At 38.0% G+C, this 21,980-nt stretch carries 21 protein-coding genes; 9 read left to right on the forward strand and 12 right to left on the reverse strand.

The features are described 5' to 3' along the window. Positions 1-2 precede the first annotated feature (2 nt). The gene (locus CLV96_RS05455; protein ID WP_004788508.1) at positions 3-1,379 is read left to right on the forward strand and encodes a flavin monoamine oxidase family protein; all 1,377 of its coding nucleotides are present in this window, start codon (positions 3-5) and stop codon (positions 1,377-1,379) included. 3 nt (positions 1,380-1,382) lie between these two features. Here CLV96_RS05455 and CLV96_RS05460 read toward each other — a convergent pair whose 3' ends face one another. Then, complete coding sequence (locus CLV96_RS05460) at positions 1,383-2,495, reverse strand: acyltransferase family protein (protein ID WP_004789241.1); 1,113 nt, start codon at positions 2,493-2,495, stop codon at positions 1,383-1,385. A gap of 49 nt (positions 2,496-2,544) precedes the next feature. On the opposite strand from CLV96_RS05460, the gene CLV96_RS05465 reads away from it, so the two are divergent. Further along, the gene (locus tag CLV96_RS05465; RefSeq protein WP_004788310.1) at positions 2,545-2,838 is read left to right on the forward strand and encodes an HNH endonuclease; all 294 of its coding nucleotides are present in this window, start codon (positions 2,545-2,547) and stop codon (positions 2,836-2,838) included. Continuing rightward, a complete protein-coding gene (locus CLV96_RS05470; RefSeq protein ID WP_004789002.1) occupies positions 2,838-3,203 on the forward strand; it encodes a DUF1292 domain-containing protein in 366 nt (121 codons plus the stop codon). The genes CLV96_RS05465 and CLV96_RS05470 overlap by 1 nt, the downstream gene beginning before the upstream one ends. Here CLV96_RS05470 and CLV96_RS05475 read toward each other — a convergent pair. The 4 genes from CLV96_RS05475 to CLV96_RS05490 are packed head-to-tail and all read right to left on the reverse strand — an operon-like array spanning position 3,187 to position 8,334. Next, positions 3,187-3,609, reverse strand: a complete 423-nt coding sequence (locus tag CLV96_RS05475) for a MaoC family dehydratase (protein WP_004788910.1) — start codon at positions 3,607-3,609, stop codon at positions 3,187-3,189. The genes CLV96_RS05470 and CLV96_RS05475 overlap by 17 nt on opposite strands. Continuing rightward, positions 3,593-4,858, reverse strand: a complete 1,266-nt coding sequence (locus CLV96_RS05480; RefSeq protein WP_004788528.1) for a sensor histidine kinase — start codon at positions 4,856-4,858, stop codon at positions 3,593-3,595. The genes CLV96_RS05475 and CLV96_RS05480 overlap by 17 nt, the downstream gene beginning before the upstream one ends. 3 nt (positions 4,859-4,861) lie before the next feature. Continuing rightward, entirely contained in the window at positions 4,862-6,436 is a 1,575-nt protein-coding gene (locus tag CLV96_RS05485; RefSeq protein WP_004788583.1) for an acyl-CoA dehydrogenase family protein, read from the reverse strand. Next, positions 6,433-8,334 (reverse strand): AMP-dependent synthetase/ligase, encoded by a 1,902-nt coding sequence (locus CLV96_RS05490; RefSeq protein WP_040917710.1) that lies wholly within the window; start codon positions 8,332-8,334, stop codon positions 6,433-6,435. Before CLV96_RS05490 ends, CLV96_RS05485 begins: the two co-directional genes overlap by 4 nt. Positions 8,335-8,452: 118 nt before the next feature. Here CLV96_RS05490 and CLV96_RS05495 point away from each other — a divergent pair, with 118 nt between their 5' ends. The 6 genes from CLV96_RS05495 to CLV96_RS05520 all read left to right on the forward strand — a co-directional run bounded on the left by CLV96_RS05495 (position 8,453) and on the right by CLV96_RS05520 (position 16,329). Continuing rightward, complete coding sequence (locus CLV96_RS05495; protein ID WP_004788414.1) at positions 8,453-9,052, forward strand: CBS domain-containing protein; 600 nt, start codon at positions 8,453-8,455, stop codon at positions 9,050-9,052. Positions 9,053-9,061: 9 nt separating this feature from the next. Beyond that, a complete protein-coding gene (locus CLV96_RS05500; RefSeq protein ID WP_134151854.1) occupies positions 9,062-10,495 on the forward strand; it encodes a sodium:solute symporter in 1,434 nt (477 codons plus the stop codon). A gap of 192 nt (positions 10,496-10,687) precedes the next feature. Continuing rightward, complete coding sequence (leuA2, locus tag CLV96_RS05505; RefSeq protein ID WP_040917708.1) at positions 10,688-11,872, forward strand: 2-isopropylmalate synthase LeuA2; 1,185 nt, start codon at positions 10,688-10,690, stop codon at positions 11,870-11,872. Between the two features lie 105 nt (positions 11,873-11,977). Continuing rightward, on the forward strand, positions 11,978-13,726 hold the full coding sequence (locus tag CLV96_RS05510; RefSeq protein WP_004788813.1) for an N-acyl-D-amino-acid deacylase family protein: 1,749 nt from the start codon (positions 11,978-11,980) through the stop codon (positions 13,724-13,726). A gap of 48 nt (positions 13,727-13,774) precedes the next feature. Beyond that, positions 13,775-14,575 carry a DUF4349 domain-containing protein gene (locus CLV96_RS05515; protein ID WP_004789038.1) on the forward strand — a complete coding sequence of 267 codons (801 nt, stop codon included), beginning with the start codon at positions 13,775-13,777 and terminating at the stop codon, positions 14,573-14,575. Continuing rightward, the gene (locus CLV96_RS05520) at positions 14,572-16,329 is read left to right on the forward strand and encodes a TPM domain-containing protein (RefSeq protein WP_004788452.1); all 1,758 of its coding nucleotides are present in this window, start codon (positions 14,572-14,574) and stop codon (positions 16,327-16,329) included. Before CLV96_RS05515 ends, CLV96_RS05520 begins: the two co-directional genes overlap by 4 nt. 3 nt (positions 16,330-16,332) lie before the next feature. On the opposite strand, the gene CLV96_RS05525 is transcribed toward CLV96_RS05520, so the two are convergent. The 7 genes from CLV96_RS05525 to CLV96_RS05555 form a co-directional block, all read right to left on the reverse strand. Further along, positions 16,333-16,899, reverse strand: coding sequence for a TetR/AcrR family transcriptional regulator (locus tag CLV96_RS05525; protein ID WP_004788346.1), 567 nt, complete (start codon positions 16,897-16,899; stop codon positions 16,333-16,335). Between the two features lie 32 nt (positions 16,900-16,931). Further along, positions 16,932-17,993, reverse strand: coding sequence for an alkaline phosphatase D family protein (locus CLV96_RS05530; RefSeq protein ID WP_004788630.1), 1,062 nt, complete (start codon positions 17,991-17,993; stop codon positions 16,932-16,934). A 75-nt stretch (positions 17,994-18,068) separates the two neighbouring features. Further along, positions 18,069-18,581, reverse strand: a complete 513-nt coding sequence (locus CLV96_RS05535) for a hypothetical protein (protein WP_004788979.1) — start codon at positions 18,579-18,581, stop codon at positions 18,069-18,071. A gap of 128 nt (positions 18,582-18,709) precedes the next feature. After that, a complete protein-coding gene (locus tag CLV96_RS05540; protein WP_004789105.1) occupies positions 18,710-19,285 on the reverse strand; it encodes a hypothetical protein in 576 nt (191 codons plus the stop codon). Between the two features lie 124 nt (positions 19,286-19,409). Beyond that, positions 19,410-20,318 carry a hypothetical protein gene (locus CLV96_RS05545; protein ID WP_040917568.1) on the reverse strand — a complete coding sequence of 303 codons (909 nt, stop codon included), beginning with the start codon at positions 20,316-20,318 and terminating at the stop codon, positions 19,410-19,412. A gap of 78 nt (positions 20,319-20,396) precedes the next feature. Beyond that, positions 20,397-20,663 carry a hypothetical protein gene (locus CLV96_RS05550; RefSeq protein WP_004788754.1) on the reverse strand — a complete coding sequence of 89 codons (267 nt, stop codon included), beginning with the start codon at positions 20,661-20,663 and terminating at the stop codon, positions 20,397-20,399. A 225-nt stretch (positions 20,664-20,888) separates the two neighbouring features. Continuing rightward, on the reverse strand, positions 20,889-21,920 hold the full coding sequence (locus CLV96_RS05555) for a DUF6242 domain-containing protein (protein WP_004788762.1): 1,032 nt from the start codon (positions 21,918-21,920) through the stop codon (positions 20,889-20,891). Positions 21,921-21,980: the final 60 nt, after the last annotated feature.

The raw sequence follows: 21,980 nt of genomic DNA on the forward strand, positions 1-21,980 counted from the left end.
CTATGAATCGAAAAAGTTTCCTACAAAAGATGAGCGCTGTCACTTTCGGTGCAGGCGTCCTGCTTCCCAAAAAATCATTCGGACAAACCACAACGATAACAACGACTGAAACCAAACCGAAGTCTAGTGGTGGGAAAAAAGCCATTGTTCTTGGTGGAGGACTCTCGGGTCTCTATGCGGCTTACCTCTTAAAACAAACCGGCTATGATGTGACCGTCATCGAAAGAGGAGAAAAATTGGGTGGAAGGATTGCCACTTATGAAAACCCAGAACTAGGGATCTTACAAGATTTAGGTGGTGAGTGGATAGGCGAAGGCCAAACCGACATTAAAAGTTTAGTAAAACAACTGAACTTAGATTTGGTTCCCGCAAGTATAACCGATCGATTTTCATTCCAAAAAACAAATGCTGATTTCTTAAAAATTTCATCTGCATCCATCGAAACCTTAGACAAAGTCATTGAACTACATAAATCTTTGGGAACTACGCAAAAACAAGGATTGGACAAAATCAATTTCTCTTCTTATGCAAGATACCAAGGATTAACAGAAGAAGAAATCCGTTCAATGAATGATCTTTACCGAGTGATTCTAGGTGCGGATCTCAACCAAATTTCAAGCGAATCCGTGCTAGATGATCTTTCTGCTTTACAATCGGCTCTCAAACCTAAATTCCAAGTGAGAGGTGGGGCTGAACGAATCATCAAAGAACTAACGAACTCATTGCGAAATCAGGAAATCATTTTAGGAGAAACCGTAACCAAAGTCTCACAACAAAAAAATCAAGTCACAGTTGAATTGTTTTCTGGTAGATCTGTAAAAGGAAGTTTAGTCATTTGTGCCTTACCTGCTGCTGCCGTTCTAGATATCAAATGGACTCCTGGATTACCAAAAGATTTGATTTATTCTGCATTGAGAATGCAAACAGGGAAAATTTCCAAAAACTTGAGTTTAGTTAAATCCAAAGAATCTCTATCAAAACTCTTTCTTTCCACGAATACAGCTGCCGAAACTTTGTATGTTTCTGAAGCAGCCATTGGGAGTAGCGTAACTGCCGTTACATCAATTTCAACTGGAGATAGAGCGGCTTTATTTGAAAAAGGAAGTGATCGCCAGAAAAAGAATCTTATGACATCCTCATTGGAAGAAGTTGAAAATTTAGAGTTAATTCTTGAATCTCCATTCGTTTTCCATAGTTTTCAAAAAACAACTGGGCGCCCGGGTTTTGTATCTTTGTTTCCACCGGGAAGTTTCGGAATCAAAGATATTTGGGCCGAACCTTTTGAACGTGTTTATTTTGCTGGAGAACATTTGGCCTTGCATACTGGAAGTATGGATTCTGCAGTCGCCTCTGCAATCCAAGCCATCAGTAAAACATAAAACCTATTTTGTTTTTAATCCGAAAACAAAACGAAAGAGTTTTATTTTTCGGATGAAAACTTCGTATAAGAAAAAACTGACCAGTAAAACAAAAAGGATATGGGAAAAAAACTTCACCCATATCCCCCAATCCATCTCTCTCACCCAATACGCATAAAATAAAGAGATAGGATGGTGGACTAAATAGATGGGCAGGCTTGCTTCAATCAAATAAGATCCTAATTTTCCCTCTTTATTGCCAAAGGTTTGGAACACAGAAACAAGAAAATTTGTCCAAAGGAACGGAGAAAGAACCCATAAAAAAATATGAATTGGCCTCAACCAAACGTTCGCATAATGAAAATATATCCAAAGCGGATCCTCAATCTCCAAATCTCGAAATACTAAGTAGACAACAATCGCCCAAACAAAAACAGAGAACACTTTCAATAGGGAAATATTTTTAGGTGTCAAAATGGTTTTCCAATGATAACAAAAGACTCCAGAAAGAAAAAAAGAAAACTGAAAAATAAATGTTAGTTTAAAGATTCCGTAATAAGATTCTCCTTTGGAAATCTGAATATGACTTAGAAATACAGTAAAAAAACAAAAACCAATAAGTATTAGATATCTAAAAAAATCATGAGAAATTTGATTCCATAGTTTTGATTTAAAAATGGATTTTGGAATCAAACTATATAAAATACTAAAACAAAACAAATCAACAAGGAACCAAATATGAGAATGTTGAAAATTTTCTTTTGTGAAAAAGAATTTTAAAAATGATAAAAGCTCTATATTGGGACTTTTTATCCTTTCGGTAAGGTAGTATTGGATAGGTGCTAGAAAAATAAGTCCAAAGATCGTTGGAACTAACACACGTTTAAATCTTGCCTCTAAATAAAAGTTCCTCCCTTTTTTTTCCCAAACCATAGCGGAAAAAAAACCTGAAATCATATAAAACATTGGCATTCGATAACTATGAATCCAATAACAAAAATAAGAAAGAACATCGCTCCGATCCTCAACTTGAATGGCATATTTGATCTCCGAAGCATACACAATGGCAGCATGAAACACAATTCCGAGTAAAAGTGCAAAGGACCTCAAGTTATCTAGGTAAACCAATCTTCCCATTCCTCCATCTTTTTCTTGACGAAGAGAAAAAAACAGATTTTTTTAAATTATGACGGATACACCTTCCGATTCTTTTTTTTCCGATGTGAGCGATGAAGAAATAGCAAGGGAACGAAAGAAGGCAAAAGAACTAAAAACTAGTGCGTGGTGGAAGAACAAACGTTCTTCCGGAATTTGCCATTATTGTGGAAAAAAATTTAAAGTGGAAGAATTGACAATGGACCACCTAATTCCCCTTATTCGAGGCGGGAAATCAGTCAAGGCTAATTTAGTTCCAGCATGCAAAGAATGCAACTTCAAGAAAAAACATAGTCTTCCCTTTGAGAAGGAGTTTTTCTCCTAATGGATATAAAAGATTTCGGATTCCAAGGTGATGACTTTCTTCCTAGTAGAGTCACAGAAGAAATAGATCTGGTGGATGAAAAGGGAAACAATTATCAATGGGAAGTATTTTATTCCTTTTCTCAAATGGGAAATGATTACCTTGTTTTCCTACCAAGCACAGAACAAGAATTTCAATTTGTTAATGTGGAAATGGATGATCCTGATTCCGACGTCCCAGGATACATCGTCATGCGAATTGGGCAAGATGAGTCAGGAGAGGAAATTTTAGAAGAAATATTAGATGAAGATGAATTGGAAGAAATTCGTGAATATGTTGAAGACGAAATTGGACTCGTAGGTCAATTCCTCAACCGGGAGGAATGACAAGAGTTTCTCCTTTGCTCACTACTTCTGATTTTTGGTTGGTCCAAACAATCTTCATTTTTACTGCTTTTAATCTTTCTACCTTTTCAACAACTTCCACCAAACAAGTGATTGTATCTCCAAAATAAACAGGTTTTCTGAATTTGGTTGTCGTTTCTAAAGCAACCGTTCCAAGGCCTGGCAACTTCATCCCAAGCACAGGGGCAAGGAGTGATGCAGCAAGTCCTCCATGAGCAATCCTCGTTCCAAAACTAGTTGATTTTGCGTATTCTTCATCAACATGAAGCGGATTAAAATCCCCGCTAATCCCTGCAAAGAGATATACATCCGTTTCAGTAATTGTTTTGGTAAATGACGCAGAATCACCGATTTGAATTTCTAAAAAACTTTTACCCTTTTGATACATTTATATTTTCCTTTGGGATTGCCTTTTTTGGTGAAAAGGCAAAATGATAAAATACACCTTCATTTGGTGCGGAAGAACATTCCACTTCGCGACCGTTCATCTGACTGCATAACGAAAAAATTACAGATAATCCAATGGATTCTGCTTTTTTATAATTAAGGCCAGGAGGGAAACCAATTCCATTGTCTCGATATTTTAATTCATAATTGAATTGATCCATTACAATAAAATCAATTTTAATGAGAGCATCAGATTGTCCACCGCCGAATGCATGACGAAAACTATTAGTCAACATTTCCGTGATCATGAGACCCATAGGGATTGCATCGACAATATTAAATTCGATTTTTTGTATATCAAGTTCGATGCGAATGTCTGTTCTCATATACATGAGTTTGATATTTTCCACAAGACTTGTAATATAATCTACAGAACTAAGACCTGATAAGTTTTTGCTACTATAAAGTTTTTCATGCACCAAAGCGATAGCTTTGATTCTGACAATACTTTGTTCCAGAATATCAGCAGTTTCTGGTGGAGAGGAATATACTTGAAGTTGTAAAAATGAAATGATAACCGCTAAATTATTTTTCACTCTGTGATGGACTTCCGTCAACAAAGTTTCATTTTCCTTTAGTGAACGTTCAAGCTGGGATTGGTTTTCCATATAACTTGTCATATCCGAAATGACAGCTACGGCTTTATTGGCACTTCCACCTTTTGTTGGGATATACAGACGATGTTCTAACGCCCACTTTATTTTCCCATCTAACATACAAATACGATATAGCAACCCAGTATGATTTTCTCGTAATTGGTTCATCCAAATATTGGTCATCCGAGCTCTATCGCCTTCGTGGACACGTTCGATCAGGAGTTCAGGATGAATGAGAATTTCTTTTGTCGGGATATCAAATAAACGAGAAACTTGTTCACTTAAAAAATCTATTTTCCAAGTATCCAAATTGAAAACAATCACTGCATCTTCAATCCGTTCCAAAATGATTTGGAAAAGTTGGTCAGACTCTATTTTTTCAAATAGAACGTGTTTCTGCCTCCTTAGCTCCCGAACCAAAAGTATAAAAATGATGACTGCAGATACAGTCACAAATCCCCAACCTTTTAGACTTTGGGATTCCCTAATATCTTCAGTAGATTTGAATATAAGAGAAATTGCATAGTCTGAAAAGTAAATCCAGACGTAGCCAAATAACAAATAAAAAAATGCAATTCGGCTAGCTGCTTTCATGGGTTACAAAAGTTCCTGAAGAGAGTGAAAACGCTCATGTACAGACTCCTCAATTGATTTCCCTAATTGAGAATAAAAATCCCAAAGTTGGATCAATTTTTCGGGAACATAATGAGAAAGTCGTGTGAATGACATAAGATACTTGCCCACAAGATAATACGAAAGTAACTTTCGATCCATCAATTTTTCATCACGAGAATAGTATTCTGTAGATTTATGAGTGTCAATTTCTGAAAGAGAAAGGATGACAAAAATGGACAAAACGTCTGCAAAAGCAAATTCCACGGATTGTTGTTTTTTTCGATTTGGTTCTGAATCCATAGAAAGTATGATTTCAAAAAGTACATTTTGAATTTTGTCTGTTAGGGTTGATTCTAGTTCTAATTTAGAAAAATCTTTTAAAAACTTTTCTTTCCCTGGATATAAGGAAGAAATGATCGAACGTTGGATTTCACTGGTCCCTCCACCAATGGTGCCCAATTTTACATCTCGGTAAAATCGTTCGACCGAATATTCCTTCATATAACCATATCCACCAAACAACTGTACAGAATCTTTTGCAACATCCTCTGCAATTTCCGAAGAGATAAGTTTACCTAAACTACTTTCTAATGGAGATGCAACTCCTCGATCCTTCCTTTCTGCTACCCAATAAATCAATCTTCGTGCAGCTTGGATATAAACCCAGTTCCGAACTAGGATATCACGCATTCCATAAAAACTTGAAATTGGTTTTCCAAACTGTATCCTCTCGTTCGCATAACGAAGCCCTTTGCGAAAACAAAACTCCATGGCACCAGCAAGACCAGCAACAAAAACAGTCCGTTCCCATTCCAAAGTTTCTTTCCCTATCCTCATAAACCCGGTATTGATTGGACCCAGTAAATTTTCTTTCGGAATGATCATATCCTCAAACACTAGTTCAGCGGTCATAGAAGTATGGTGACCTAATTTTTTCAAAACCTTACTGACCTTAAATCCGGGAGTATGACTTTCAACGATGAAAGCGGATATCCCCATTGGCCCTCTTCCTTTTTCAGATGTACGGGCCATTACAACAAATACCTGGCCAACGGGACCATTGGTGATGTACATTTTTGTACCATTCAATTTCCAACCGTCCTCAACCTCCTCAGCTTTTGTTAATAGTGAAGCGGCATCTGATCCAGAAGCTGGTTCGGTAAGAGCAAAACCGGCCATCCATTCACCGGAAGCAAGTTTCGGAAGGTATTTTGATTTTTGTTCGTTAGTTCCTTGGAAAATAATCGGCATGGTTCCAATGACTAAGTGAGCAACCCAGGAAAGCCCCATTCCACCATCTAACGATCCAGATGCGAATGCATCAGTTGCGATTGAACATTGTAAACAACTTGCGCCCTCCCCACCAAATTCCGATGGGATAGTAAGCCCGGTCAAACCTGCTTTGCTAAATTCTTTCCATAAATCATCCGACCAGATTTCTTTTTCATCTCTTTCTTCTGCAGAAGGGAAAACTTTATCTTCCGAAAATTGGAAAACTGTATTGTAAAAACTTCTTTCCTCCTCATTTAGATAGGGATTCAGTTTTGGGTGTATCATTGGTAAATTCCTTCAATTTGTTTTGAGAATACATCAGAAATGACATTTCTCTTCATTTTTAAAGTTCGTGTCATTTCGACATCGGGATCAAATGGCCGAGGAACCACATAGAAATTGTTAGCTGGTATCATCTCAAACCCTTTGAATCCGTTTTCGCGAGATATAATGCGTGAAATTTCTGCTCGGTATAACTCCCGAACCTTGGGATTGGCATTCCACTCATCTGCTTTTTCTTTAGAAATGCCAGGGATCTTTGTCTCCACTGCTTCAAAGTTGGGAACAATGAGAGCACCAAGAGTTTTTTTGTCATGCCCCACAACCATTACTTGGTCGATAAAAGAAGAAGTTAATAGTTTGTCTTCAATCGGAATGGGTTCTACGTTTTCTCCACCAATCAGAGCGATAGTATCCTTAGAACGACCAGCAAAAACCAATTCGTTTCGATGGGAGATCATCATTAAATCTCCAGTATCAAAAAAACCGTCAGTATCAAAAACAACTTGGTTGAGTTCTGGACGTTTGTAGTAACCTTTTAAAATTTGTTTTGATTTGATCCAAAGAGTTCCTTTCGCTCCAACATCTGTGAGTATCTTACCAGTATCATCCTTTAGTCGAATTTGATAACCAGCAATTGGAATCCCCACTGTACCTTTGGTTGGTTTTGTATTGGACCGTATGGAAACAACAGCTGAAGTTTCTGTCATCCCATATCCTTCCAAAACCTTTAGTCCTATGGCAGATAAAAATCCATCCACAACACTTGGAAGAGCAGAACCAGCAGAAATACAGATCCGAATCCTTCCTCCTAAGGCTTTATGAATGGCAGAAAAAATTTGAATGCTAATTAGTTTTAATGGAGAGAGAAACACTAAAATCAAAAAGGCATAGGTACGTTTTACGAGAGACACAATGAAGTTCGGTTTTTTAATTTCAAATTCGAAACCAAAACACATTGCATAATAATGCGCCCAAGTGGAACCAAATCTTAAAAAGAAATGGAATAACTTTTCTTTAAACCCACCTTCTTTTGCAACTTTAGCAATGATTCCGTTATAAACCGATTCCCAAATTCTTGGAACAGAAGGAAAAATTGTAGGTCGAAAGTCTCTTAGGTCATCTTTTAATGACGACATATTGGAAACTAAAAAGTCGATCCCAAGAAAAATTCCTGCATATTCAATGGCTCTTTCAAATGCATGCCATGGAGGGAGTAAACTTACGGCATTATCGTTTGAATTCATATCCAGGCGAGAAATTGTATTTTGAATGGCTGTGATCCATCCTTTTTGGGATAACATCACACCTTTGGGATTCCCCGTGGTTCCAGAAGTGTAAATCAAAGTGGAAAGTGCATCAGGATCAGTTTGACGAATCCTATTCTCTAACGTTTGTTTGCCGTTCTGACCCCATCTCTCGTTGCCTTTTTCGGCGATTGATAGGATTGAATTTTCACCCGTATACAAATCACCTTGGTCATTTTCCAAAATAAAAATTTGTTTGAGGTGCGGAAGTTCACCTAACAGATCATCAATTCGTTTTTTATCTTTCGGTTTTTGAACTACCAGGAATTTTGCTTCGGAATGGTTTAGAATATAAAGAATCTCTTCACGGACAATGTCTGTTCCCCTTGGCACTACCACGGCCCCGGAGGTTAAAATCGAAATGTCAGTCCTAAGCCAATTGACTGTGGCATCACAGAAAAATCCAATCCGGTCACCAACCTCCACACCAAGTTCGATAAAACCCAAACTCAAGTGGTCGACAAACTGTTTCAGATCTCCGAAGCTGATTCCAGGGAAATCTTTGGCCGATTTTCGCTTCCGAAAGGAAATTTTATTTGGCTGAGTTTCTGCAACGTGGGTGAGGGCTTGGTAGAGGTTATCGTAGTGTTGGGTCATGGATTTTGCCTTTTCGTATGGAACTTTTCGGAAATGTAGGATGCATAAAAAACCACTGTTCGTTTTTTGCAAGTTTTTTCGTATTTTTGACAAACTTTTCTGATAGGTAGGCACAATTATGTTCTTTTGGATTCACGATGGACGCATTTTACCCAATCCACCGGCAACTTACGCCGATCGAGTCCACAAAATCCACCCCGGAGGGAAGTCTTCACCTGTTTCAGGGAAAGGAGAAGAAACCTCCCCACCTCCCACCTCTTCTTTTTTGCATCGCTCACCGGGTGATGTGTATCAGGAATCAGCGGGCCAAACGGAAAAACCGGTCTATTTCCTCCATGAAATCATGTCAAAACCTGCTTTCAGTCTTCCCTCTTCCGAAACCATATCCAATTGTTTGGATTTTATGTTGGAAAACGGAATCCGGCACCTCCCCATCACAAACGATTTAGGGGCTCTAGTCGGTTTTGTTTCTGATAGGGACATTTTAGAAAAAAGTAAGTCTTACGAGAGGGACTGGCCCATTTCAGACATTATGACCAAGCGAGTGTTAGTCGGATCTCCGGGATCAGAAATTAGAGGGGTAACCAAAGTACTTTTGGAAGAAAGAATTGGATGTATTCCTGTGGTAGATGACGATAATCATCCTATTGGTATTATCACTCGTTCAGATTTACTCCGGTTGTTGTTGAAATATCCAAATTTAAATATCATTGCTTAAAGGAATTCTATGATTTGGGACTTATTCGTTCTTGTATTTTATTTTATCATCGTATTTTATTTTGGATTTCATTTTGCAAAAAACAACCAAAAAGAAGAGGATTTTTATTTAGCAAAAAAAGAAATCCATTGGATTTTTCTTTTACTTTCTCTTGTCGCAACGGAAACTTCAAGTTTAACATTTTTAAGTATTCCATCGTTATCATTTAAAGGTGATTATCGGTTCCTAGAAATTGCGTTCGGGTATTTGATTGGAAGAACCATCGTTGCCTTATACCTTTTGCCATCTTATTTTTCTGGAAATACCATTTCTGTTTACGAATATGTAGGAAATCGATTTGGCAAATCTCCACAAAAAACTATCTCATTTGTATTTACCATTTCTCGACTTTTAGGTGATGGAATCAGATTGTATGTTAGTTCTTTACCAATTGCTTTTTTATTGGAAAGAATGGGTTTAAATTTTTCACCAGAACTTCTGGGGATCTTTGCTCTTACCATTCTTAGCATCGTTACCATCATTTACTCTGTGGTAGGTGGATTTCGGGCCATTGTATTTACCGATGTACTTCAATGGTTTATTTATATCATCGGCGGAATATTTGCTTTAGGACTTCTTGTTTTAAAGTTGGATATAGATTTGGGAGAAAGTATAAGCCAATTACAAAATTTAGGAAAGTGGAACTTTTTGGTTTTGGATTATCTTCCCACAGGAGATAATAGTTATTTTATCATATTTGCACTGATAGGTGGTGCGTTCATTTCGATTGGATCTCACGGAACCGATCTAATGCTTGTTCAACGAGTCATAGCCACAAAAAATTTGGTCTCAGGTCAAAAGATTTTAATTGGAAGTGCAATTGTTGTAATCCTACAATTTTTTCTTTTTCTACTGATCGGCTCATTCCTTTATTTATTTTATGCGGGCCAGAACATGGCTCCTGATAAAGTCTTTAGCCAATTCATTATCAATGAAGTTCCTTCTCCTTTTCTTGGCATCCTTGTTGCGGCTATCCTTGCTAGTGCCATGTCCACATTGAGTTCTACAATCAATTCCCTTTCTTTGACTTGGGCCAGGGATTGGGAAATGGACCGGTGGTTTAGCCCCAAAGTTCTTTCACTCTTTTTTGGGATCACCCTTTTTGGTTCCAGTCTCATTCCTTACTTTCTCATCCAAACTTGGGAGAAAGGAATATTAGAAATGGGACTCACCATCTTTTCCTACACCTTGGGACCATCCATTGCTGTATTCTTTTTAGCTCGTGGGAAAACCAATTTGCCTGTTTCTGGATTTGTGTTTTCAACGTTTTTTCTCTTAAGCATTCTCTCTACAGTGGCCATTGGACTTGGATTTCAAATTTCCTTCACCCTTCTTGTCCCCATCGGATTTGGAACTTTGTTATTTCTTGTTCAAATTTCCCATTTCTTCCGTAAAAAAAATTGACAGGAAATCCCATACGAGTTCGTCTAAAAATTAAGTATGAAATTATCTGCTAACATTCAGTTACTCCTCCTCCTCGGACTTTTATAGATCGAGGGAGAACGTGCTGTGTGACAAAGCCCACTCCCAACCGGGAAGTGGGCTTTTTTTATTTTGGGTCCTCCCGGTGGTAGTGGCAGCGGATGTGGAGGAACCATGAAACCAAATCAAATTAAAATCCAAGATGTTACTTTGCGGGATGGAAACCAGGCTTTACGAAAACCCTGGACCTTAGAAGAAAAAATAGAAGTCTTCGACTTACTTGTCGAATTGAATGTAGATGGAATCGAAGTAGGATTCCCCTCTTCTAATGAAACAGAATTTGTTGCAAGTAAGACCTTAGCCAAACGAGCACCAGTTGGTAAACCGATTGCAGGATTATCAAGAGCCAATGAAACAGAAATCGCCAAAACCTGGGATGCCATCCAATATGCGAACAAACCGAGAATGCATATTGTATTTCCCGTAAGTGATTTTTCCATTCGGAATGTTTTAAAAATTTCTGAAAAAGAAGTCATCCAAAAGATTCAAAAGTCTGTTTCTTTTGCTAGGTCCATTGTCGGACCAGAAGTTGAGATCCAATTCTCAGGTGAACATTTTGGTGATGCCATCGAAAATTTTGCATTCACGAAAGATGCGTTTCTATCGGCGATTGAAGCTGGTGCCAATATCATCAACTTACCCAATACAGTCGAACGTTACCGACCGATGGTGTTTGTAAATATGGTCAAGGAAATAAGTGAGTTCATTGGAAACAAAGCCAAAGTTTCGGTTCATACACACAATGATTTAGGAATGGCCACTGCCACTTCCGTAGAATGTGTTTATGTGGGGGCTGAACAAATTGAAGTGGCTTTGAATGGATTAGGAGAAAGAGCAGGAAATACTAATTTGTATGAAACGTGTATCGCCTTACATCAAAATGGTGAAACTTTAGGAATTAATTTCCAAAGGATTTATCCTACTGCAAAACGAATTGCTGAAATGACAGGCATTCCTATTGGAGAAAAAACACCCATCATTGGAGAAGATATTTTTTCGCACAGGTCTGGTATCCACCAAGATGGTGTCGCAAAGACCATAAAACAATCAAAAGGTGCTTACCGGACTTTCTCTCCCGAATTTGTCGGCAGAAAAGATGCAGAAACCATCTCGTTTACCAACCAATCGGGACATAGAGCCATCCAATTTTTATTAGAAAACCGAGGAATTTTTGTGCCCCAAACAAAAGTACATCAGTTATTTGAGACAGCCAAGTCCATTTCTTCAAAGGAAAACAACAGAGAAATCACCGAAGCAGAGTTAGTGGAATTAGCGACAGGTTTGGTGGCATCTCTCTGAACAAAGAGAGTTTTCGTCCAGAGAATCTTTTGAGTGATTCTTAACGAATCATTGACAAATCTTTGTCAATCTGCCATAATTTCGTTTGGTTTTTCCGGAGGTATCATGGCAGACACTCTCATCAAACAGGCGAGAATTTTCGACGGCAGCACAAATCCATCTTATATAGGGGATGTGCGAATTAAGGATGGAGTCGTTTTATCCATATCAAAAACAGAATTAAGTCCGAAGCCTGGTGAAACAGTCGTCGATGCAAAAGGTCTTTGGCTCACACCGGGATTCATCGACTTTCATACACATTATGATGCAGAGATTGAAATGTCTCCAGACCTTTCAGAGTCAGTTCGCCATGGAATCACCACCATTTCTCTCGGAAGTTGTTCTTTAAGTTTGGCCGTTGGTGATCCAACTGATTTGGCTGACATGTTTAGTCGTGTGGAAGCAATTCCCAGGAAGAATGTTTTATCCATCCTCGAAAGTAAAAAAAATTGGAACTCTGCTTTAGAATACAAAAAACATTTAAACAATATTCCCCTTGGGCCTAATGTTACATCTTTTGCTGGCCACTCAGCCATTCGTGCTCATGTTATGGGACTCGAACGATCCTTAACAAAAGGAGAAGTTCCCACAAAACAAGAGTTAGAAAGAATGAATCAAATTCTCGAAGAAGCACTTGATGCCGGTTTTATGGGTCTTTCTATCAACACTCTGATTTGGGATAAGATGGATGGATCTCGATTTCGATCAAGACCTCTACCTTCCACGTATGCAAATTGGAGCGAATACCAATACCTAAACAAAACACTGAGGAAAAGAGGAAAGGTCTTCCAAGGTGTTCCGAATGTTTCGACAAAAGTCAATGTTTTGATGTTTTTAAAAGAAGCGTTTGGTTTATTTCGTAAACCACTAAAAACAACAATCATCTCTCTTATGGATGTTAAGTTTGATCCAGGTTTATATAAACTTCTTGGACTCATCGGAAGGATCACAAACACCATTTTCAGATCTGACTTTAAATTCCAAGCCCTTCCGGAACCTTTCGATTTGTATGCAGATGGAATGGACGTTGTTGTTTTTGAAGAATTTGCTGCCGGAGCCAAAGCAAATCATATCGAAGATGAATTAGAAAGAAAACAACTTATGAAAGATCCAAGTTATAGGTCTTGGTTTAAACGCCAATGGACAAATTGGTTTTTACCAAGAGTTTTCCATCGTAACTTCAAAGAAACAAAGATCGTGGACGCACCTGACAAATCTCTCATTGGGAAATCAATTGATGATGTTGCCAAAGAGAAAGGTGTTCATTCCGTAACAGCTTTCCTAGATCTTGTAGCCGAACATGGAAATAAAGTACGTTGGTATACGGTGATGGCCAATCACAGGAAAGAACCATTACAAAAAATTGTATCCTATCCAGACATTTTAATCGGTTTTTCGGATGCGGGTGCGCACTTACGAGGAATGGCCCACTACAATTTTCCACTTCGTATGTTAAAACTAGTAAGAGATGCAGAACTCGAAAAAAAACCTTTTATGACAATGGAAAGAGCAGTCCATAGACTTACGGGAGAAATTGGAGATTGGTTTGGAATTGATGCTGGATACATCAAAGAAGGAAAACGAGCCGACTTAGTTTTAATCGACCCAAATAAATTGGACGAGTCTCTGGCAAAAGATGTAGAAGCTCCTATGCCATTTATGGAAGACTTCAAACGTTGGGTTCGCCGTAACGATGATACTGTGAAAAAAGTGTACATCAACGGAAAACTGGCCATTGACCAAGGAAAACCTGTCACTGCCCTTGGAAAAGAAAAAGGTTATGGTAGCTTTTTAGAATCCACAATCGGCACATAAAAAAAGATTTGCGATTGGATACTGAGAGGATTAAACTCAGTATCCAACATGGAAATCTTTAAAAAACTTTTTTCCTTCGTATTTTTCCTCAGCATTTCCTTTCTTTTTGTATCCTGTTCTTCCTCAAAAGAAATGGGCAGAGAAAAAAAATCATTCAGTCGTTCTTATGATGAAGGTCCTGACTATGTTTCCTCCGCTCCCGTAGTAACTCCTTCTGGGGAGGCAAACCAAAATAATCCCAAAGTCCACAAAAGAATGATGGTCTATTCTGTGAATGTTAATTTGCAGTCAAAAGAAATTGAATCCAAAGTAACCGAGATCATCAAACTTGCAGAATCTTATGGAGGTTATGCGCTTCAATACAGTTCAAATGGAAGTGTTCAGCTTAAAATCCCCGCAGAAAAACTAAAACAGTTTTTATTTACCTTACGAAACCAATCACAAAACTATTCCGAAGAAGTATCTGCACAAGACGTAACGGAAGATTACACAGACACTGAAATACGAATGGAGAATTCTCTTAAAATGAGAGTTCGACTTTTGGAAATATTAAAATCGGCAAAAACTTTAGAAGAAACATTAAAAGTCGAAGCAGAATTAAATAAGGTTTCCGAATCCATTGAAAGATGGGAGGGGAAATTAAAATATCTTTCTAGTGCGGTCCAACTATCTTCTGTTCATGTGCAAGTACGTCAAAAATGGGAACCAGTTGTACAAAAGGAATACAAACCTGGGCCACTAGGATATCCTTTTTATTATCTTTATCTCGGTCTTGGGAAAGTAAAAGACGGAATCATTTGGATGTTTGTCCAAGAGATCCCAAAAGAGAAAACAGAAATTCCTGAATGAAATGTTTTCCACTCCTTTCACTCATCTTATTTTGTAGTTTTTGTAATCTAATTAAGGATCCATACCCCGAACTCACAGGTCCCGTGGTTGATCCTACTGGCTTTTTGCCGAATGAAGTAAAAATAGAATTAGAAAAACGATTATTAGAGGAAGAAAAAAAAACAACAAACCAACTCGTGATTTATATTACGGATTCGTTAGAAAAAAATACCATAGAGGAAGAAGCGATTGCAGTTTTTGAAAAATGGAAACTAGGATCCAAAGAAAAGGACAATGGTATATTACTTTTATTAGCTCCCAATAATAGAAAGGTTCGCATTGAAGCTGGTTATGGTCTAGAAGACACTCTTACAGACATCCTTTCCAAGCGAATCATTGATGAAATCATTATCCCCAATATGAAATCAGGTAACTCATCGGAGGCAGTACGTTTAGGCACAATCGCAATACTAGACCAATTGAGAACAGGTTCCGCCTCTTTTTTGGAGAAAAATTGCCCAGAACCTTTTAATGATGTCGAAAAAGAGTTACATCCAGATACAATTCCGCTTTTAAAAAAGGAAATTAAAGCTCTATCCAATTTGCACTTTCAATTTTGTGTATTACCATCTGAAACCACCTGGGGATTAGAGGCAAAAGCAACAAAGTTACTTTTAAATAACCAAGATACCAAAGAAAATAAAAACAAAGTGATATTTGTTGTTTCTCCTAAAAATGGTTTTATGGGGACCATTGTCACTTCCCCCGAACTCGGATGGTCACTCAGTCGCAATAAAATAAACACAATCTTCAACAGAAGATACCAAGAAAAACAACAATCAGATTTTACGAACTACAGTTATCTTTCTTTTTTAGATATGCTCAACTATCTAAAGCATAAAAACAAACAAGTCATTACGGAAGGTACAGGAGTTTACGATCCCCATGATGTATTAGAATCATTTTCATATGAACGAGCAAAAGATACAGTAAACGAAATCGAGTCCAATTTTAAAATAAAAACACAAATTCTATTTCTTGATACAAACACCGATTTAGCACTAGACGCAAAAAAATTCCATTACTTAGCTTTTAAAAATTCACCTGCAATCACAATTTTATTTTCACTGAACAGGAAAGAGCTCTATGTTCATACTGATCATAATACATTTCTCCCATTTGCATCAAATGATCCAGAAAATGAACAAAAACTTCTAAATTCAAAAATTAGATCTGAAATAGAATCCGATTTAAAGTCGGGAGACATTGATTGGATATGTATCAGAGCAGCAGAAGCAACAAACTATTTTCTTTATCATTTAACTAAGTTAGATCCTTCTCAAAAGGAAGAATCAAAAAAAGAAACCGTAAAACCAACGTTAGAGCCACATTTTTTATGGAAGTGGTATTTTGCTCTTTCCTTTTTGATCGGTTTTTTGGGGTTTATTGGAGGTGAAGGTTTTCTATTCTTTAATGCATTGTTTTTTATTCTCTGGCAAAGAATAAGACTACATACTTCCTTCTTATATGATTCACCTAACATATACCAAACCATTTCATTTTTTAGTTCTATATTTTTGGCACTAATCCTTGTTATGATCTTTCGAAAACTTGGATGGTCCAATAAAGTTCACAGTGCACTCACAAACTTCATGACTTCCCCCTCAAGTGGTGGATTTGGTTCTAGTTCCGGGTCAAGCTACAGGTCATCAAGTAGCTCCTATTCCGGTGGCGGCGGACGGTCGGGAGGTGGTGGTGCGAGTGGAAGTTGGTGATACTTAACTTTTAACAACACGTTCTGCGGATGCAACCATTTGTGACTTCATCCTCTCAATCACCTTACGATCTTTCGTTAAAGCATATAACCGAAGGCCACCGAGGTAACTCATATATAATTCATAACTCAATGCCTTAACAAGTTCAGGTTTTAAGTTAGGAGAAAAGGTAAGAATACAAGTTTCCACTGTTTCTAGAACATGGTGTACTGCTTTATTTCGATATGCATCAAACTGACTTAAATGAGAAATTTCCCCTGAAAAAAGAGCGATCGGGCAGTCCTTTCGAGAAGTATTTCTTTGGTTTCTGACAATAAAGTTTACCCATTTTTCAATGAAGTCTGACATATTATTTGCTTTCGCCAGAACCTTTAACATAACAACTCTTTGTTGTTCAGAAAGATAATTTAGATATTCGAACCCAATGTCATCTTTGGATTTGAAATGATCGTATAAGGTTTTTTTGTAAGCACCAGCTTTATCTAAAATTTCTGCAATTCCCGTGGCTTGAAAACCTTTTTCTCGAAACAATGCAAAGGAACTTTCTAAGATTTTTTGTTTGGGTTTCAAAACGAGGATCCTCCGATTGTTTTTTTAAAAGTTCATTCTTTAGAATCATTGTTAGGATAGGAAAGAACTACATTTCCAGTTTTGTCTTTGATCTGAGAACGCCAAACCAATTTTCCATCTTTAAATTGAATCTGTAAAGACCCATAGTTCTCTTCTCTAAAGGCAGACCCAAGTTTATATTCGGAATCATATTCCAATGGCAAAAATGGAAGTGGTAAATTAAGAGAACTGGATGTGATTTCGATTAATTTTCGGGATTCCGTTATTGGAAATTCATATATTTCTGCAATATGTCTGTCTCCAGAAAGAATGACGAATTCCTTTGTTTTCGCTTCCCTAAAAAGTTGAAACAGTCTTTCTCTGTCACTTGGAAAGTTTCCCCATTTTTCAAATGGCTGTTCTGTCGGAATCACTTGTATTCCAGAAACAAAAACAAGTAAATCTGAAGGTTTATTAAATTCTTCAATTAACCATGCCCATTGTTCCTCTCCTAAAAGTGTGGCGTCCGGAGAGTCATTGGGACGATAACGACCTTTGCCTGTAAAATAAGAAAAAAACGTACGTTTTAATGGAGAACGAAAGTATCTTGTGTCTGGGATGATGATATGAATTTTTTTCTGATTCAATTCTAAAAAATAAGAATGAAAAATTCCTTTTCCTTCCTTGGTTCCAAAACTTCGACCTTTTGGCATCAAGGGTCCCACTAAAGATATAAATACCTCGCGACTTTTTACTTTGTCGGTATATTCTCCCCCACTATCGTTGATCCCGTAATCATGATCGTCCCAAGTTGCCAGGATTTTAGATTGTGTTCTGATTTTTTTCCACTCAGGGCGAAGAAATTGTTTTTGGTAAGCAGGAATTTTTTCCTCAGCAACCAAACTGTCTGCATAAATATTATCACCTAACAAAAGAATGAGATCAAATGATTCCTTTTCCCATAACCCAAGAATGGGACTTTCTTTGTCTTGGTGAAGGCAAGAGCCAAATCCAATATGAATCTTTTTATGGTCTTTCCCAAACACAGGAGACTGAAAAAATTGCAAACAAAGGATGGATAAAAAAAACAAAAGAAAGGTGGAAAACTGTTTCATATTGGGTTCAAATTCAAATCAGAATTGTATCTAAATTTTTTTAGAATTTTCCCCTGTTCGTCAATCGGAAATCTTCTAACGACCTATTGCATAAAATGGAGTGATTCGATACGGGTATCCGGGATTGTATCGCTTCACTTCTGTCCCATACATATCACGGCGATAATACCAAGGTGAAAACCGAGAAGGCCCCTTTCTTTTTGAATAACTCGAGAAAAAAACAATACTTTGATAAGTTTCATTTGTTACATGTAACTCATACCCGTAACCAGCAAAGGACCAATCAATCGGAAAAAAATCTCCCGCCACAATTACCTCAGATTCCTGATACATATCTCTTCCCGACCTCCTATCCCCGATGGAACAAGGTTCCATACGACTGGGGACAGGTCCTTCCATTAAAACCAAACATTCAGAATTGTAGCCGTGTTTCTCTGCATAAGCCAGTTGTCCATGCGGCCGTCTGTCCAGGGTATGATAAAAACCTTTAAAATATGTTTTTTTATCCACTGGCGTACATTGGAATAAAAATCCAAGTGTAACGCAGATCAGAAGGTTTGGCAACATAACCCAAATCAAAAGTTTCATGTTCCCATTCTAAATAAAAACTAACAGAGATGCGATGAGAGATTACCGCAATTGCGGATACTACCTAAAACCGAAGATTCCATTCTAAACAGAAATGAAAGAAATGGATCCTTCGGTAAAATTTTAAATCATAATTTTCGAAGATTGATTCGATACGGAGTGATACTGGAAGCAACAGGTCTTCCCTGACACTGGTATTGGGAAGCATCCACTAACCCTGACGATTGCAGGATGTAGTTTTTCCCGGATTCCAATGTTAGTTGTTTGGTAGAAGAAACCCCTGAAGAAAAAAGTTCGGTATTCCCGTCTTTCAAAGCGATATGGTAATCAAACCGACTCGAAGTACAACTCGAGGATGTAAGAGTTTGCCTCCCCGAGTTAGCCGTTACTTCATACGTTCCCGTAACCTGAACCGTAAGTGATCCATTTACTGCCTGAACACTACAAATGGAAATGGAACCTTCGCCCAAAACAAATGGAGAACTAGAATTGGCAGTCGTTAAATACTGACAAGGTGGAGTGGCAAGAACAGCAAGCACTAACACATCTGCCATTTTATCTCCCGTAAGTTCTGTCCCAGGAATGAGATCCTGATCCTCCTTGTGAGAACAACTCCAAAAAAGGAGAGAAAGAAACGACAACCAAACCAAATATTTAAACATACATAACCTACTTATTGTTTTTTTGGTAGGTTCAAAATTCATTTGTTTGGTTCCTCATTTTAGAAAAAATTAGGGCGCCTCGCAAATTTTTGTAAATGGAACTCAGACCCCTTGCAGCGACCGCGCTTTCCGCTGCAATCTTTTGCTTTGCAAAAGGATTTCCGCTTCAATCGCTGGCGTTAGGTGGTTCTATAAACCCACATTTTGGATCCATTTCACAAGCAAACTGGCTCATATAACAGATTGAGGAATTGGAACAAAGGTGCGGCGAAGGTCCTTTACAAGTGGAAGTCTGAACCATAACCCGACAGGTCCGATTGATTTTTTCTTCTTCTGTGAGAACAATCATTCGCACCTCCGATTGGATTCTGAAAGTAGGATTTGATTTTAACTCTGCAAATACCTTGTAAGATCGAAACTCATTCCCTGTTGTCTCCGTTGGTGTTCCCGAAATATCCCCTGAGTTTGCATCCAAAAGTATTCCTTCTGGTAATTTCGATTCTAAAACAAATTTGATTTCTCCCAAAGATTTTAGAACCTTCAAAGAATTTTCAGAAAAATTGGGTGAGATAGCAGTGATGGCCTTACCCAAATCAAACTTAGCAGAACGAATCGGATAACGAAAAGATCCGAGACAGGAGATAGAAATTTGTTGGCTGTTCTCTTTGTTTCCAAATAAGGGAACAACAAAGTACAAATCGGCACAAAGCCCCACGGAAACGGTAATTTTTGAATTTGTAACCTCTTTAAATTTTAAATACTTAGAATAATCATCACCAAACAATTGCTTTTCTGTTACATTTTCTAAATTTTTACCGACTATCGTAAATTCAGAATTTTCTAATACCACTGTAGGTGAAACAGATTCAATGGAAAAAACATCCTCAGATCCAAAACCTGGATCCTCTCCTGTTTCTTTTTTACCGTCTGCCGCCGGGGATACAAGTCCGAGAAGGCTCACCATCCAAGACCCACTTCCACTTGGATCATTAGAAGAACAACTCAATATCACGAAGAAAGATGTAGTGAACAATCCAATCTTAATGATCAGAAATAGAAATATTTTTTTTGTCATCTTGACCACCTCTATAGGAGAGATGGGTGATGAACTATGGATGTTGGTTTTAAAACTTATTTTTTTTATTCAAATTCATCATCTAAACAAAGCCAAAAGAATCAAATAAATTGGATACAAGGTAAGAATCACAAAAGTACCACCAAGAAAAATAATCGCAGCCAACCGATTGGATCCCAGTTTCTCAAAAATCTGTAAGTTTTCGGAATTTGAGAGGATTTGAAAAGTTTCAAAGAGTTTTATTATATCTGATTTTTCTAAGTGACCGCGAAAAAAATAACAATAGAAAGCAGAAGTCACCAAAGGAAAAAAAGACAAATACCCATAAACAGATCTTTGATCCATCAAAAATACAGAAATGAGAACTCCAAAAAAGAAAGGATCGTTCCGTACAATTCCCAGAAAAATCCTTTCCCCAAATACTCGATTTTTTCAAACGTAATTACGTTCCTACAGACTTTCGTGTTTCTTTGGACCAACCATCAGTAAACTTTCTGGTTGGGAAGTAGTGCAAACAATCTGTAACTTCTGTTATATAAAACCTATCACATAACAACAACTAGACTACATTTATTCGCAACTAGCAGTCATCGCTCTACTTGCAGTAAAACCAGAGACAGCGACAAATTTATTATCTGCATAAACAATTGATTTCCAACCCACAGCTTCTGGTGAGACTTGACCTTTCCAATTGATCCCATCTGGGGAACTCATGATTCGATTGGTTCCATCTGTTAAAGACAAAGCGACATAGATGCCTTTTGCATATGTAATCCCTCGCCAATCGTTAGCCTCTGGAGGAGTACGGGCCGTCCAGGTGATTCCGTCCGGAGAGGTCATTACTCGATTGCTATTCGTACTTCCAAAACCAGCAACGGCTACATACAAACCATTTCCATAAGTAACGCCCAGCCATGCATTTGCTTCTGCGGCAGCTTGTGCCGTCCAAGTGATTCCATCGGAAGATGTCATTACCCGATTGTTTCCACTACTAGCTACAGCCACAAATTGACCTTTTCCGTACGTTACTGCATTCCATTGGTTTGTTTCCGAAGCAGTCCTGCTAGTCCAAGTGATTCCGTCGGGGGATGTCATTACATGACCAGTAAAAGCCACTGCTACATAGATACCGTTTCCATAAGCTACCGATTGGTAGGACGGATTTGTTCCCACATGTGCCCGTGGTGTCCATGTAATTCCGTCAGTTGAGGTCACCACTCGATCGGTTCCGTTGGCAGAAACGCCAACAAACAGCCCATTGCCAAAAGTGATACCTTGAAACGCATTTGCCTGAGTAAAAGAACGCGCTGTCCATGTGATTCCGTCAGGGGATGTCATTGCCGCACCAGCAGTGGAAATTGCAGCAAAAAGTCCATTGCCGTATGTTACTGATGTCCACATATTTGTATTCGGCGATGTTCTGATCGTCCAATTGAGGGTTTTATTTTGGCAACTTAAATCCTCACTGGAACCATTGGCCGAAGCCAAACCCCCTAACAAAACCAAAGCCAAGGAATCATTGTTATCCGATTTCGGAGTACAACCAATTGCGGAATAAATAAGCAAAGTTGATAAAAGAACAGGGCGGAGGATTTTTCTCATTTTAGAACACCAATATAAAATTTAACGTTCACTATTTGAATATTCTAATGACCTGTCAAA

Origin of the sequence: Leptospira meyeri, assembly GCF_004368965.1 — a bacterium.
Taxonomy (GTDB): domain Bacteria; phylum Spirochaetota; class Leptospiria; order Leptospirales; family Leptospiraceae; genus Leptospira_A; species Leptospira_A meyeri.

What these genes read in the sequence shown, in the direction of transcription:
- CLV96_RS05455 (WP_004788508.1), top strand. Translation starts at nt 3, where the DNA reads ATGAATCGAAAAAGTTTCCTACAAAAGATGAGCGCTGTCACTTTCGGT.
- CLV96_RS05460 (WP_004789241.1), bottom strand. Translation starts at nt 2,495, where the DNA reads ATGGGAAGATTGGTTTACCTAGATAACTTGAGGTCCTTTGCACTTTTA.
- CLV96_RS05465 (WP_004788310.1), top strand. Translation starts at nt 2,545, where the DNA reads ATGACGGATACACCTTCCGATTCTTTTTTTTCCGATGTGAGCGATGAA.
- CLV96_RS05470 (WP_004789002.1), top strand. Translation starts at nt 2,838, where the DNA reads ATGGATATAAAAGATTTCGGATTCCAAGGTGATGACTTTCTTCCTAGT.
- CLV96_RS05475 (WP_004788910.1), bottom strand. Translation starts at nt 3,609, where the DNA reads ATGTATCAAAAGGGTAAAAGTTTTTTAGAAATTCAAATCGGTGATTCT.
- CLV96_RS05480 (WP_004788528.1), bottom strand. Translation starts at nt 4,858, where the DNA reads ATGAAAGCAGCTAGCCGAATTGCATTTTTTTATTTGTTATTTGGCTAC.
- CLV96_RS05485 (WP_004788583.1), bottom strand. Translation starts at nt 6,436, where the DNA reads ATGATACACCCAAAACTGAATCCCTATCTAAATGAGGAGGAAAGAAGT.
- CLV96_RS05490 (WP_040917710.1), bottom strand. Translation starts at nt 8,334, where the DNA reads ATGACCCAACACTACGATAACCTCTACCAAGCCCTCACCCACGTTGCA.
- CLV96_RS05495 (WP_004788414.1), top strand. Translation starts at nt 8,453, where the DNA reads ATGTTCTTTTGGATTCACGATGGACGCATTTTACCCAATCCACCGGCA.
- CLV96_RS05500 (WP_134151854.1), top strand. Translation starts at nt 9,062, where the DNA reads ATGATTTGGGACTTATTCGTTCTTGTATTTTATTTTATCATCGTATTT.
- leuA2 (WP_040917708.1), top strand. Translation starts at nt 10,688, where the DNA reads ATGAAACCAAATCAAATTAAAATCCAAGATGTTACTTTGCGGGATGGA.
- CLV96_RS05510 (WP_004788813.1), top strand. Translation starts at nt 11,978, where the DNA reads ATGGCAGACACTCTCATCAAACAGGCGAGAATTTTCGACGGCAGCACA.
- CLV96_RS05515 (WP_004789038.1), top strand. Translation starts at nt 13,775, where the DNA reads ATGGAAATCTTTAAAAAACTTTTTTCCTTCGTATTTTTCCTCAGCATT.
- CLV96_RS05520 (WP_004788452.1), top strand. Translation starts at nt 14,572, where the DNA reads ATGAAATGTTTTCCACTCCTTTCACTCATCTTATTTTGTAGTTTTTGT.
- CLV96_RS05530 (WP_004788630.1), bottom strand. Translation starts at nt 17,993, where the DNA reads ATGAAACAGTTTTCCACCTTTCTTTTGTTTTTTTTATCCATCCTTTGT.
- CLV96_RS05535 (WP_004788979.1), bottom strand. Translation starts at nt 18,581, where the DNA reads ATGAAACTTTTGATTTGGGTTATGTTGCCAAACCTTCTGATCTGCGTT.
- CLV96_RS05540 (WP_004789105.1), bottom strand. Translation starts at nt 19,285, where the DNA reads ATGAATTTTGAACCTACCAAAAAAACAATAAGTAGGTTATGTATGTTT.
- CLV96_RS05545 (WP_040917568.1), bottom strand. Translation starts at nt 20,318, where the DNA reads ATGACAAAAAAAATATTTCTATTTCTGATCATTAAGATTGGATTGTTC.
- CLV96_RS05550 (WP_004788754.1), bottom strand. Translation starts at nt 20,663, where the DNA reads ATGGATCAAAGATCTGTTTATGGGTATTTGTCTTTTTTTCCTTTGGTG.
- CLV96_RS05555 (WP_004788762.1), bottom strand. Translation starts at nt 21,920, where the DNA reads ATGAGAAAAATCCTCCGCCCTGTTCTTTTATCAACTTTGCTTATTTAT.